This is a genomic window from Streptomyces sp. SP17BM10 (assembly GCF_036322405.1).
Lineage (GTDB): Bacteria > Actinomycetota > Actinomycetes > Streptomycetales > Streptomycetaceae > Kitasatospora.
Genome location: NZ_JAQYXB010000565.1, coordinates 23,449 through 35,878 on the forward strand (window position 1 = coordinate 23,449; position 12,430 = coordinate 35,878).

General features: G+C 74.9%; 13 protein-coding genes. 12 read left to right on the top strand and 1 reads right to left on the bottom strand.

The features are described 5' to 3' along the window. Positions 1–74: 74 nt before the first annotated feature. The 12 genes from PUR71_RS14985 to PUR71_RS15040 all read left to right on the top strand — a co-directional run bounded on the left by PUR71_RS14985 (position 75) and on the right by PUR71_RS15040 (position 11,509). Positions 75–365 carry a YiaA/YiaB family inner membrane protein gene (locus PUR71_RS14985; protein ID WP_329927478.1) on the top strand — a complete coding sequence of 97 codons (291 nt, stop codon included), beginning with the start codon at positions 75–77 and terminating at the stop codon, positions 363–365. 177 nt (positions 366–542) lie between these two features. Continuing rightward, the gene (locus PUR71_RS14990; RefSeq protein WP_329927479.1) at positions 543–1,370 is read left to right on the top strand and encodes an alpha/beta fold hydrolase; all 828 of its coding nucleotides are present in this window, start codon (positions 543–545) and stop codon (positions 1,368–1,370) included. A gap of 43 nt (positions 1,371–1,413) precedes the next feature. Further along, on the top strand, positions 1,414–1,983 hold the full coding sequence (locus PUR71_RS14995) for a TetR/AcrR family transcriptional regulator (RefSeq protein ID WP_329927480.1): 570 nt from the start codon (positions 1,414–1,416) through the stop codon (positions 1,981–1,983). Positions 1,984–2,245: 262 nt separating this feature from the next. Beyond that, entirely contained in the window at positions 2,246–3,349 is a 1,104-nt protein-coding gene (locus PUR71_RS15000) for a PP2C family protein-serine/threonine phosphatase (RefSeq protein WP_329927481.1), read from the top strand. Positions 3,350–3,507: 158 nt separating this feature from the next. Next, on the top strand, positions 3,508–5,676 hold the full coding sequence (locus PUR71_RS15005; RefSeq protein WP_329927482.1) for a SpoIIE family protein phosphatase: 2,169 nt from the start codon (positions 3,508–3,510) through the stop codon (positions 5,674–5,676). A 245-nt stretch (positions 5,677–5,921) separates the two neighbouring features. Further along, the gene (locus PUR71_RS15010; protein WP_329927529.1) at positions 5,922–7,226 is read left to right on the top strand and encodes a sensor histidine kinase; all 1,305 of its coding nucleotides are present in this window, start codon (positions 5,922–5,924) and stop codon (positions 7,224–7,226) included. Continuing rightward, complete coding sequence (locus PUR71_RS15015) at positions 7,210–7,623, top strand: roadblock/LC7 domain-containing protein (RefSeq protein ID WP_329927483.1); 414 nt, start codon at positions 7,210–7,212, stop codon at positions 7,621–7,623. Before PUR71_RS15010 ends, PUR71_RS15015 begins: the two co-directional genes overlap by 17 nt. Next, positions 7,620–7,967 carry a DUF742 domain-containing protein gene (locus PUR71_RS15020; protein ID WP_329927484.1) on the top strand — a complete coding sequence of 116 codons (348 nt, stop codon included), beginning with the start codon at positions 7,620–7,622 and terminating at the stop codon, positions 7,965–7,967. The genes PUR71_RS15015 and PUR71_RS15020 overlap by 4 nt, the downstream gene beginning before the upstream one ends. Before the next feature lie 46 nt (positions 7,968–8,013). Beyond that, positions 8,014–8,583: a GTP-binding protein gene (locus PUR71_RS15025; protein ID WP_329927530.1), complete on the top strand. Its 570-nt coding sequence runs from the start codon at positions 8,014–8,016 to the stop codon at positions 8,581–8,583. A gap of 100 nt (positions 8,584–8,683) precedes the next feature. Continuing rightward, positions 8,684–10,138 carry a cytochrome P450 gene (locus tag PUR71_RS15030; protein ID WP_329927485.1) on the top strand — a complete coding sequence of 485 codons (1,455 nt, stop codon included), beginning with the start codon at positions 8,684–8,686 and terminating at the stop codon, positions 10,136–10,138. Next, complete coding sequence (locus tag PUR71_RS15035; protein WP_329927486.1) at positions 10,102–11,208, top strand: cytochrome P450 family protein; 1,107 nt, start codon at positions 10,102–10,104, stop codon at positions 11,206–11,208. Before PUR71_RS15030 ends, PUR71_RS15035 begins: the two co-directional genes overlap by 37 nt. Before the next feature lie 43 nt (positions 11,209–11,251). Next, positions 11,252–11,509, top strand: coding sequence for a hypothetical protein (locus PUR71_RS15040; RefSeq protein WP_329927487.1), 258 nt, complete (start codon positions 11,252–11,254; stop codon positions 11,507–11,509). Between the two features lie 109 nt (positions 11,510–11,618). Here the strand turns inward: PUR71_RS15040 and PUR71_RS15045 are convergent, their stop codons facing one another. Continuing rightward, positions 11,619–12,428, bottom strand: coding sequence for an isocitrate lyase/PEP mutase family protein (locus PUR71_RS15045; RefSeq protein ID WP_329927488.1), 810 nt, complete (start codon positions 12,426–12,428; stop codon positions 11,619–11,621). Positions 12,429–12,430: the final 2 nt, after the last annotated feature.

Sequence of the window (12,430 nt, forward strand, 5' to 3'; positions counted from 1 at the left end):
ACGGCGGCCCGAACGGGCCCATCTGAGTACCCCTACTCATGTGCGGCGGGCCCGGCCGCCGCGATCCTGGCGCCATGAACGCACCGATGCAGTCCCGCACCACGGCCGCGTACCACCTTCAGGCCGTGCTCTCCTTCGCCCTGTCGGGCACCGCCCTCGCCATCGGGATCGCCTACCTGCCGGTCGGGGCCTGGACCCGGGCCTTCCTCGGGATCGGCCTGCTCTACACCGTCACCTCGTCCTTCACGCTCGCCAAGGTCATCCGGGACAGGCAGGAGACGAACGAGATCGTCACCCGGGTGGACCAGGCCCGACTGGAGAAGCTGCTCAGCGAGCACGACCCGTTCAAGGTCGAGGGGACCTGAGGACGCGGGGCGCCCGAGCGGCGGGGGCACCCCAGGGGCGGGGCTGCCGCTCGGCGCTGCGGCCTCTTCCCATCGGAGTAGGCCGGCAGCTTGACGGCTAAGGCTATTAGCCTTAGCTTTATGGCTATCGGCAGCACCGCCGGTAGCCACCGCAGCAGCGGACCGAGGAGGCCCACCATGAACGGCACCACCACCCCGGACACCCAGTACCTCGACGTTCCCGGCGGCCGGATCGCCTTCGACGACACCCGGAAGGGCGACGGCACCCCCGTCGTCCTCCTCCCCGGGATGCTCGACAGCCGCCGCTCGTACCGGCACCTCGTCCCGCTGCTCACCGCCGCCGGCCGCCGCGTCATCACCATGGACCTGCGCGGCTTCGGCGAGTCCTCGATCGTCTGGGACGACTACGCGCCGGGCGCCATCGCCGCCGACGTCCTCGCCCTGCTCGACCACCTCGGCATCGAGCGGGCCGTCCTGGCCGGCAGCTCCTACACCGGGGCGACCGTCGTCAAGGTCGCCGGGGACGCGCCCGAACGGGTCGCCGGGATCGTCCTGATCGACGCCTTCATCGAGAACCTCCCGCAGAACGCCCTCATGCGCGGCGTCGTCCACGCCATGGGAACGGTCGTGATCAACTGGCCGGCGTTCTGGGGGTTCTACCACCGCAAGCTCGCCTACCCGGGCGCCAAGCCGGCCGACTTCGACGCGTACGTGGCCGGGCTCGTCGACGCGCTGCGCACCCCCGGCCGCAGGACCGCCACCCGCGGCCACGTCCGCGGCGACTCCTCGCCCGTCGGCTGGAGCGCCGCCGTGCGGTGCCCGGCGCTCGTCCTCATGGGCACCAAGGACCCCGACTTCCCGAAGCCGGAGGTCGTCGCCGACCGGCAGACCGCGGCGCTCGGCGCCCGGAAGGTGATGATCGACGGGTCGGGGCACTACCCGATGGCCGACAACCCGCAGGCCGTCGCCGACGCCCTGCTGCCCTTCCTCGCCGAGATCGCCTGAGCACCCTCCCCGGATCGAAACAGAGAGACCGAGAGACCGAGCCATGCCCCGAGTCGGACTGACGCCCGAGCAGGTCGTCGACCACGCCCTCGCCCTCATCGACGACCAGGGAGCGGACGGCCTCACCCTCGCCGCCGTCGCCGCCCGGGCCGGCGTCGCCACCCCCTCCCTGTACAAGCACGTCAGCGGCGGCCTCGCCGAACTCCGGCGGCTCATCGCCGTCCGCGTCACCGAGGAACTGGCCACCCGGCTCGCCGACGCCGCCGTCGGCCGCAGCGGGGACGACGCCGTCGCCGCCGTCCTCCGCGCGTACCACGCCTACGCGACGGAGTACCCGCACCGCTACAACGCCCTGCCGCAGGCGCCCCAGGCGGACGACGACCTCGACACGGCGGCGGCCCGGCTGGTGGGGGTGATCGTCGCGGTGCTGCGGGAGTACGGCCTCGCCGGCTCCGAAGCCATCCACGCCGCCCGCACCGTCCGCTCCCTGGCCCACGGCTTCGCCTCCCTCTCGATCACCGGCGCCTTCCAACTCGCCGAAGACCTCACCGTCACCCACGACCGCCTCATCACGACCCTGACGAGCGGCCTCCACACCTGGCCGAAGGCCTGAGTCGGGATCGAGAAGTCGCCGGGACCGACTTCTCGCGCGGGGCGGCGGCAGGAGCCCGCGGGGCGCGGCGGAAAGGACCGTCTTTGTCCGGCGCCCCGGGTGCGTCGGACGTCGGCAGGGGCGGGTTCCTGGGTGAGGAGAGAAGGTGGCGGGGGTCGGGAGGGCGTATGACGTTGGTGTGGGTGAGGGGGCGGTTTTGCCGGGGGTTAGTGTGGCGGGGCTGACTGGGGGGTCATGATCGGGGCCGCCCACCGTTGTTCTGGTGGAGGGCTTGGTGCGGCGCTGGTACGGGCGGCTGCTGGACGGGGACGTGCGGGCGGGGCGGGACGCGCTTGTCGTGCTGCTCGGGCTCACGGTGCTGCTCGGGCTGTTGCCGCTCGCCCTGCCGTACAGCTGGCCCCCGTCGGCGCTCGTGCTGCCGCTCGTCGTGGGCGGGCTCGTGCTGCCGCGCGGGCGGTTGCTGGTGCTCGTGTGCGCGGCCGTCGCGGGCAGTGCGCTCGGGGCCGCGCTGCAGGACCCACAGTGCGTGCGGCTCGGGGTGACCCTCGTCCTCGCCGCCACCGGGGCGACGGTGCTGGTCGCGAACCGCTTCCGGCACCGGCTCGGGCTGCGCGGCACCCAGGGCGACTCCATGCTCCTGGAACTCGCCGAGCACACCAGGACCCTCGCCCGGCTCCCGGACCGCCTCCTCGACTGGCACTTCGACAGCGCCCTCGCCCCCGCCGGCGGCACCTCCTTCTCCGGGGACTTCCTCCTCTGCACCCACCGCCCCGAGGACGACCTGCTGGAGCTGCTCCTCGTGGACGTGTCCGGGAAGGGCAGCCGGGCCGCCGCGCGGTCCACGCACCTGTCGGGCGCCTTCGGGATGCTGCTGGGGCGGGTGCCGCCGGAGGCGTTCCTGCCGGCGGCCAACGACCACCTCGTCCGGATGGGCTGGGACGACCACTTCGCGACGGCCGTCCACCTCGCGCTGCGCCCGGCCACCGGCGACTACCGCCTCTTCAACGCCGGCCACCCGCCGCCCGCGCGCTTCCGCCGGGCGGACGGCGGCCGCTGGGACCTCGCCGCGCACGGCGGCCCGGCCCTGGGCCTGATCCCCGGCGCGCCCTACCCGGCCTCGACCGGGCGACTGGCGCACGGGGACTCGCTGCTGCTGTTCAGCGACGGCCTGGTGGAGGTGCCGGGCAGGGACCTGGACGAGGGCGTGCTCCGGCTGCTGGCCGCCGCGGAACCGGAGCTGCGGACCCACCGCACGCAGCAGGAGCTCACCCGGGGCGCGGCGGAGCAGCTCGTGCGGACGATCGCACGGGACGTCGCCGACGACCGGACCTTGGTGCTGGTACGCCGGCTGGGGCCCGCCGGCTGAGGGACCCGCTGGCTGAGGGGGCAAGGGACAGCCCGCCGCGGGCAGGAGGGGGCGGGCCCGGGTGGGGTGGGAACCGGGTGCCGGGGTGGAGGCGTGGCCGCCAGGGCGGGGGAGGTGCCTGGGGCTCGTGGGGTGGGGAAATGAGGTATGAAGAACCAGTGGCTCCCGTCGAGGATGAGAACCGGGCGGTGCGCAGTGCGATGCGCTGCGTGCGCTTGTTGCTGAGGAGCACGACGGCGGCCGAGATGCTGGCCACCGTCCTCGCCGACGGGCCCAGTTGGATCACCGGGGAGGGCTCGGCGCTCTACCTGCTGGACTCCGCCGGGATGTTGCGGCTGACGGCCTCGCACGGGCTGCCCCGGTGGGCGCACGAGCGGTACGGGACGATCGATCCGGGCAGTGACCTGCCGGCCGCGACGGCGCTGCGACTGCGCCGGCCGTACCTGTTGTCGCCCGCGCACACGAGTGCCGACCACCCGAACGAGGACGCCGGGCCGGGCACCGGGATGGTCGCGGTGATCGCCCTGCCGATGATCGTCGACGAGCGGCCGATCGGGGTGCTGGCGCTGGCGCTGGCCCACCGGGGCACGGTGCCGCTGCGCGACCTGGACGTGCTGGAGACGATCGGCGACGCGTGCGCGCACCGGCTGGCGCACCTGCTCGACCACGCGGACGGCCGACTGCCGCAGGGCCCGCCGGCCGGGCGGGCCGGGGCGCCGGGCCGCCCGATGCTGTCGCTCGCCGCGCGGGCCGCGCGGCACGGGGCGTTCGAGCGGGACCTGGTGACCGGCGAGAGCGCGTGGGACGCCGAGGCGTTCCGGGTGACGGGCCAGCCGGTGGCGCCGGACGGCTCGGCGCCGGAGCTGGAGCGGATCGTCCACCCGGAGGACCTGCCGGACGTGCGGGCGGCGATGGCGCAGGCGCTGGCCGCCGGGGGCCCGTACCGGATCGAGTACCGGGTGGTGCGCCGGTCCGGTGGGGTGGTGCGGGTCGAGGAGTCGGGCGAGGTGATGCTGGACGTCCACGACCGGCCGGTGCGCGTCGCGGGGCTGCTCGCGGAGCAGGGCGCCGCCGCCGGGGAGCGGCCGGGACAGGGCGGGCAGGACGGCAGGGACACGGCCGGCGCGGCGCGCACGGCGCTGCTGCTGACGCTGACCAGGGCGCTGTCGCGGGCGGTGACCGTGCGGGACGTCACCGCCGCCGTGACGGACGTGGCCCGGCCGTCGTTCGGGGCCGCGAGCATCGTGCTGGACCTGGTGGACGAGGGTCGGCTGCTGCCCTACGCGCACACCGCCCGCGGAGGCGTGCTGCACGCGGACCCCACGCGGTCGGCGGACCTGTCCGAGGACGTCATGCAGCGGTCGTCGGCCCACTCCGCCCCGCTGTTCAGCGAGCCCGGCCGCACGCCCGCCGGGAACGGCCCGGCGGCCTGGGCGGTGCTGCCGCTGGTCGCCTCCGGACGGCAGGTGGGTTCGTGCCTGATCACCTTCGCGACCGAGCGGACCTTCGGCCACGAGGACCGCACCCTGTACTCGGCGTTCGCCGGCATCCTGGCGCAGTCGCTGGAGCGGGCCCGGCTGTACGACACCCACCACCACCGCGCCGGCGAGCTCCAGCGCGCGATGCTGCCGCGCACGCTGCCCCGGCTGCCGGGCATCGCGAGCGCCGCCCGCTACCTGCCGAGCACCGAGGGGATGCAGATCGGCGGCGACTGGTACGACCTGCTGAGGCTGCCGGACGGCCGGATCGGGCTGGTGATCGGCGACGTGCAGGGGCACAACGCCGAGGCGACCGCGGTGATGGGCCAACTGCGCAGCGGCCTGCGGGCGTACGCGACGGACGGGCACGATCCGGCGGCCACCCTGGGGCGGACCAGCCGGCTGCTGGCCGAGCTGGACACCGAGCTGTTCGCGACCTGCCTCTACCTGACCCTGGACCCGGCGGACGGCCGCATGACCGCGGCCCGGGCGGGCCATCCGGCGCCGGTGCGGATCGCCGGTGCGCGGGCGGTCGAGCTGGACCTGCCGGGCGGTCCGCCGCTGGGGGTGGACCCGGGGCAGCCCTACGACCTGACGACGGGACGGCTCGCGGAGGGCGAGACGCTGCTGGTGTACACGGACGGGCTGGTGGAGGACCGCGAGGAGGACTACGACGAGTCGGTGCAGCGGATGCTGGGCGGCCTGGAGCTGTGGGCGCGGCAGACCGGGCCCGGGCGGATCGGCCCGGAGCCCGCGCTGGAGCGGCTGGCGGACCTGCTGACCCTGAACGTGACCGGGCGCCGCTCCCGGCCGGACGACGTGGCCCTGCTGCTCCTGCACCGGATGTGATCCCGTCCGCAACACCGTGCACACGTTCCCCACACATCCCGGGACGCGACTCGGCCATTCCCCACGTGTCCGAAGTGTCCGAGTAGGGAGGAACCGCAGGGGAAGTGCGGCCGCCCGGCAGGCCGATCGAGGGCGAACGAGGTTGGATCGGCGCCGAATTGACTGGATTTTGACGAGATCCGGTCACTTGGCGAGATCCGTTCACACCTTCGTAGGATCATCACCCTAGAATTCGCCGCGTGACGATGACTCAGTGGTGCGCAACGGCAGCCGGCGTGCTCGCGGCGCTCGCCCTCGTGACCGCCGCCCGCTACCACGCGGTCTCCGTCACCCACCGGCGCCGGGCCGAACGGCTGCGCCGCGACGTCGCCCGGCTCCAGGAACAGCTGGCCGCCGAACTCTCCAGCCGGGGCGAGGAACTGGCGGCCGTCCAGCAGGAGCAGGAGCACACCGCCTCCACCCAGCGGGCCTTCCTCAGCGTGGCCCGCCGGATCCTCGTCATGGCCCACGACCAGCAGGCCCTGCTCGACGAGATGGAGCGCACCCACGACGACCCGGCACTGCTGGAGGGCCTCCTCAAGGCCGACCACGCCGCGGCCCAACAGGCCCGGCTGGCGCAGACGCTGGCCGTGCTGTGCGGGGCGCGGGCCGGGCGGCACTGGCCGGAACCGGTGTCGCTGGAGGACGTCGTGCGCGGCGCCCAGTCGCGCATCCTGCCGTTCCAGCGGGTCGTGGTGCGCAGCCGGATCGAGACCGCCGTGGTGGGCGCCGCCGCCGAGGCGCTGATCCACGCCGTCGCCGAGCTGCTGGACAACGCGACCCGCTACTCCCCGCCCAGCACCCAGGTGTTCGTCACGCTGATGCCGGTGCACAACGGCGCCGTCATCGAGATCGACGACGGCGGCGTCGGCATGCCGGAACAGGCCGTCGCCAAGGCGGCGGCCACGCTGGCCGGCGGCAGCACGCTGGAGGTGTCCCGGCTGGGCGAGGTGCCGCAGCTGGGCCTCGCGGCGGTGGGCCGGCTGGCCGAGCAGTACGGCTTCCGGGTCACGCTCAGCTCGGCTCCCTCACCGTACGGCGGCGTGCGCGTGGTCGTGCTGCTGCCGAACGCGCTGCTCACCGAACCGCTTCCGCCGACCGTCCCCGGCCTCGGGCCGGACGACCGGGCGTTCGGCGCCGGCCCCCACCACTCCCCCGTGGTGGGCGGCCACCCCCTGCTGGACACCCCGCCGCCGGCGGCCCCCCTGTCCGCAGGTCCTCCCCCCTCCGCCGGTTCCCCCGCCGACGACCCGGCTCCGCCGCCGCTGCCCCGCCGGAGCCACCGGCGCGACCGTGCCGGCAAGACCGGGCAGCACGCCGCTCCCCCGCCTGCGCCGCCCGCGCCGCCGTACCGCTCGGCCCGGGACGCGCAGGCGTTCATGGCGATGTTCCAGGCCGGCACCGCCAGCGGCCGCTCGGCCGCCCGGGCCCAGGCCCACGACGACCCCTTCCGTCCCGCGTCCCCCCGACTTCCCCAGCGCTCCGGAGAGTTCCATGACCACCACCCCTGATCTCGGCTGGCTCCTCGCCGACATCGTCGCCGTGCCCGAGGTCCAGCACGCCGTCGTCGTCTCCAACGACGGCCTGGAGATCGGCCGCACCGCGGGCATCGTGCGCGAGGACGCCGAGCGGCTCGCCGCCGCCTGCTCCGGCCTGCAGTCGCTGGCGCGCGGGGTCGCGGTGGGCTTCGGCGGGCCCGCCAGCGCGACCCGGCAGATCATCATCGAGTACGGGGGCGGGTACCTGTTCATCGTCGCCGCCGGGGCCGGCGCGCACCTGGCCGTGGTGACCGGCGAGGCGGTCGACGCCGGGCTGGTCGCCTACCAGATGCAGGTCCTGGTCGAGCGGATCGGCACCCACCTCACCAGCCCGCCGCGGGTCGACCACGCGGCGGGGGACCCGCGGTGAACGGGCCGGTCCGCCCGTACGTCATCACCGGCGGCCGCAGCCGCTCCACCCGGCCCGAGCTCGCGATCGAGAGTCTGGTCAGCGTCTTACCGGACGCGCCCGAACTCCCCGACCACGCCCTGCTGAACCGGGAGCACCGGCGCATCCTCGGCCTGTGCCGCAGCCTGCTGTCCATCGCCGAGGTGGCGGCCCACCTGGGGCTGCCGCTCGGCGTCGTCAAGGTGCTGGTCGGCGACCTGTGGGACCTCGGCGCCGTGCAGGTGCTCCCGCCCGTCCCGCAGGCCGAACGCCTGCCCACAACACTCCTGGAAGAGGTGCTCGTTGGCCTCCGCCAACTCCGCTGAAGCCACGCCCGCGCAAGCCGTCCCCGCGCCCGCCGACCCGCAGTACCTGCCGTCCTCCGTCCAGGGGGCGGTGAAGATCCTGGTCACCGGCCCGTTCGGGGTCGGCAAGACGACGCTGGTCGGCTCGCTCAGCGAGATCACCCCGCTGCGCACCGAGGAGACGATGACGGCCGCGAGCAGCCACGTCGACGACCTCACCGGACGCGGGGACAAGACCACGACCACGGTCGCGCTGGACTTCGGCCGGATCACGCTCAACCCCCGGCTCGCGCTGTACCTGTTCGGCACGCCCGGGCAGCAGCGGTTCTGGCCGCTGTGGGAGGACCTGTCGCGCGGCGCGCTCGGCGCCATCGCGATGGTCGACCTGCGACGGCCGGACGAGAGCTTCGAGGTGCTCGGCCGGCTGGAGGAGCAGCGGATCCCGTTCGCGGTGGCCGTCAACGTCTTCCCGGACACCCCGACCTACCCGGAGGAGGAACTGCGCTCCGCGCTCGACGTGCTGCCCGAGGTGCCGATCCTCTACTGCGACGCCCGCGACCGGCGGCAGTCCTACGACCTGCTGATCGACTTCGTGGACCACCTGCACCGGACGTCCGTCCTGGAGCTCCAGGGATGAGCGAACGAAGCATGGGGGTCCCCCCGGCCGGAGGCCTGCGGAGAGTGACCGAGAGGCGCGCACGGGCGAACGTCCCTGCCGAGCACGGCGAGGCGGCCGCGTGAGCACGCCCGAACGGCCGACCGCTTCGGGGTGCCCCGCCGGCCACGGCGGCGGCCTGCCCACCGGTGTCCCGCTGACCCCGCTGTACGGCGCCGCCGTCGCCGACGACCCGCACGGCCTGTACGCCCGGCTGCGCGCCCGCTACGGGCCGGTCGCGCCGATCGAGCTGGAGCCCGGGGTCGAGGCCTGGCTCGTCCTCGGCTACGCCGAACTGCTCGAACTCACCCGCAACGAGACGCTGTTCTCCAAGGACTCGCGGCGCTGGCGGGTGCCCGCCGAGGGCCGGCTGGCGGCCGACTCCCGGCTGCTGCCGATGACCGCGTGGCGCCCCACGCTGCTCAACCTGGACGGCGCCGAGCACCAGCGGCTGCGCGCCGCCGTCGCGGACACCCTCGCCCAGATCGATCACCACCAGCTGCGCGGGACCACCGAGGCCGCCGCCAACGGGCTCATCGACAGCTGGGGCCCGGACGGCACCGCCGACCTGATCGCCCAGTACGCCCGCGCGCTGCCGCTGCTGGTCTTCACCCAGCTGGTGGGCCTGCCCGCCGCGGCCGGCCCCCGACTGATCGAGCTGATCAGCCACTTCGTCGACAGCGGCCGCGAATCGGTACGCGCCAGCGCCGAGTTCCAGGCGATCCTGGTCGACCTGGTGCGCCGCCGCCGGACCGCCCCCGGCGCCGACCTCACCTCCTGGCTGCTCGCCCACCCGGCCGGGCTGACCGACGAGGAGGCGGTGCACCACCTGGTGGTGCTGATGGTCGCGGGCAACGAGACCAGCATCAACTGGACCGGCAACACGCTGCGGCTGCTGCTCACCGACCGCCGCTTCCGGGCCACCCTCACCGGCGGCCGGCTCACCGTCTCCGACGCGCTGGAGGAGGTGCTCTGGCGCGACCCGCCGACGCAGAACTTCCCCGGCCGCTGGGCCACCACCGACACCGTGCTCGGCGGCCAGTACATCAGCGCCGGCGACATGCTCGTCCTCGGTCTGGCCGCCGCCAACGCCGACCCCGCCGCCCAGGGCGTGGCCGCCGCCGCGCACGGCTCGCTCGGCGGCAACCGCGCCCACCTGGCCTGGGGCGCGGGCCAACACGTCTGCCCGGCGCAACACCCGGCCCGGATCATCGTCGAGACCGCCGTCGAGACCCTGCTGCACCGGCTGCCGGACCTCCAGCTCGCCGTTCCGCCGGTCGAGCTGGCCTGGCGCCCCTCCCCGTGGTCGCGCGCGCTGCTCAGCCTGCCGGTGCTCTACAGCGCCTTCACCCCGCCCCGTCCGCCCACCCCCGAGAGGCCCGCATGGACACCGCCGACGCTCCCAGAGGAACCGGCCCCCGGCCCGTCCGACTCGACCCCTTCGGACGGGACCAGCACACCGAGAACGCCCGGCTCCGGGACGCCGGCCCGGCGGTCCTGGTGGAGCTCCCTGGCGGGGTGGTGGTCTGGGCGATAACCCACCACGCCACGCTGCAGACGCTGCTCGCCGACCCCCGCGTCGGCAAGAACGCCCGGCTGTGGACGGACTTCCGGGAGGGCCGGCTGCCCGAGGGCTGGCCGCTGCTCAACTTCGTCACCGTGCCCGGGATGGTCACCGCCGACGGCGAGGACCACCGGCGGCTGCGCGGGCTCGTCAGCCAGGCCTTCACGCCGCGCCGGATCGCCGACCTGGCGCCCGCGATCGAGGCGCGGGCCGTCGCCCTGCTCGACGCCGTCGCCGAGCTGGAGGGCCCGTTCGACCTGCGGGCCCACTTCGCCTACCCGCTGCCCATGCAGGTGATCGGCGAACTGCTCGGCCTCGCCGTCGAGCAGCAGGACGAGCTGCACGAGCTGTCCGACACGCTCGTCTCCAGCTCGGCCACCCCGGCCGCGGCCATCGCCGCGCAGCAGGGCCTCAACGCGCTGCTCGCGTCCGTCGTCGCGGCCAAGCGGGCCGAACCCGGCGACGACCTGACCAGCGACCTGATCGCCGCCCGCGAGGCCCAGGACAAGCTCAGCGAGGCCGAACTCGTCGGCACGCTGCTGCTGATGCTGGTCGCCGGGCACGAGACCACGCTCAACCTGATCACCAACGCCGTCCGCGCCCTGCTGGCCCACCCCGAGCAGCTGCGGCTGGTGCTGGACGGCGAGCAGCCGTGGTCGGCGGTGGTCGAGGAGACGCTGCGCCACGATTCACCGGTCGGGCAGTTCCCGCTGCGGTACGCGATCGAGGACATCGAGGTCGGGGACGTCGTCATCCGGCGCGGGGAGGCGATGCTCGCCTCGTACGCGGCGGCCGGGCGCGACGGCGGGCACCACGAGGACGCCGACGCCTTCGACATCACCCGGCGGCCCAACCGGCACCTGTCGCTCGGGCACGGGCCGCACTTCTGCCTCGGCTCCGGGCTGGCCAGGCTGGAAGCGGAGACGGCACTGCGCCACCTGTTCGAGCGCTTCCCCGGCCTCGCCCTCGCGCCGGACGCGGAGCCGGAGCCGATCGCCTCGTTCATCAGCAACAGCGTGCGAACCCTGAGGGTGACGGTCTGAGCCGTCCGGTTACCCGAGGGCGGCCCGGGTCGTTCGGCAGGGCATGAAGAAACTCGCCACCCTGGCCGCCCTCACCATGGCGGGCCTCGCCCTCGCCGCGCCCGCCGCCTCCGCCACCAGCCAGACCGCCTCCTCCCCGGACGCCACCGGCGGTCTGACCGACGGGCTCACCGTCTCCCCCGCCGACCTCGCCATTCACACCGCCGGCCGGCTTCCGGTGGTCGGGCACACCGCCCAGGAGGTGGAGAAGATCGGGACCAACCAGATGACCCACCCCGGGCTCAGCGGGCAGATCGGCTGACCGACCCCGGTGCGGTCGGCCGATCCGCCGTCGCCGGCACGGGCGTCCGGGCCGTCGGGCCCGGAAGGTCCGGCAGCCCCGGCAGGCCCGGCCGGCCCGGACGAACCCGTCAGCCCTGGAAGAGCCCGTTGAGCTCCTGGTAGGTCAGCCCGCCGTCGAGGGCGGTGTACGTGCCGCTCGCGTACACCTCCTCGGCGGCCCGGCGGACCGCCGCGAACGCCACCTTGGCGAGGCCCGGGCCGAGGCTGATCCGCGCGACGCCGAGCTTCGCCAGTTCCGGGACGGACGGCGAGCCGGGCGCGGCCAGCACGTTGAGCGGGGCGGGGACCGCCGCGACCAGTGCGGCGATCGTCTCCGGGTCGGCCACACCGGGCGCGAAGACGCCGTCCGCTCCGGCCTCCGTGTAGGCCCGCAGGCGGCGCACCGCGTCCTCCAGGCGGCCCTCGGGCTCGCCGATCCCGTGCAGGAAGACGTCCGTCCGCGCGTTCACGAACAGCGGCACCCCGGCCGCGTCCGCCGCCGCCCGGGCCGCCGCGATCCGCTCGGCCGCCTCGTCGAGCGGGCGGCCGCCGTCCTCCAGGTTCACGCCGACCGCGCCGGTGGCGAGCAGCGCCGTCACCGTCTCGCCGACCCCGGCGGCGGTGTCCGCGTAGCCGCTCTCCAGGTCGGCGGTGACCGGCTGCTCCACCGCGCGCACGACGAGCGCGGTCTGCGCCAGCACCAGGTCGCGGTCGGCGCCGCCGCCGTCCGGGCTGCCGAGCGTCCAGGAGACGCTCGCGCTGGCCGTCGCGACGGCCCGGGCACCGGCGTCGGCGACCAACCGGGCGCTCACCGCGTCCCAGGCGTTGGCGAGCACGAGCGGCTCGCCGGCGCGGTGCAGCCCGTGCAGGAGCCGGGCCTTGTCCTGCTGCGTCGTCACGG

What these genes read in the sequence shown, in the direction of transcription:
- PUR71_RS14985 (WP_329927478.1), top strand. Translation starts at nt 75, where the DNA reads ATGAACGCACCGATGCAGTCCCGCACCACGGCCGCGTACCACCTTCAG.
- PUR71_RS14990 (WP_329927479.1), top strand. Translation starts at nt 543, where the DNA reads ATGAACGGCACCACCACCCCGGACACCCAGTACCTCGACGTTCCCGGC.
- PUR71_RS14995 (WP_329927480.1), top strand. Translation starts at nt 1,414, where the DNA reads ATGCCCCGAGTCGGACTGACGCCCGAGCAGGTCGTCGACCACGCCCTC.
- PUR71_RS15010 (WP_329927529.1), top strand. Translation starts at nt 5,922, where the DNA reads ATGACTCAGTGGTGCGCAACGGCAGCCGGCGTGCTCGCGGCGCTCGCC.
- PUR71_RS15015 (WP_329927483.1), top strand. Translation starts at nt 7,210, where the DNA reads ATGACCACCACCCCTGATCTCGGCTGGCTCCTCGCCGACATCGTCGCC.
- PUR71_RS15040 (WP_329927487.1), top strand. Translation starts at nt 11,252, where the DNA reads ATGAAGAAACTCGCCACCCTGGCCGCCCTCACCATGGCGGGCCTCGCC.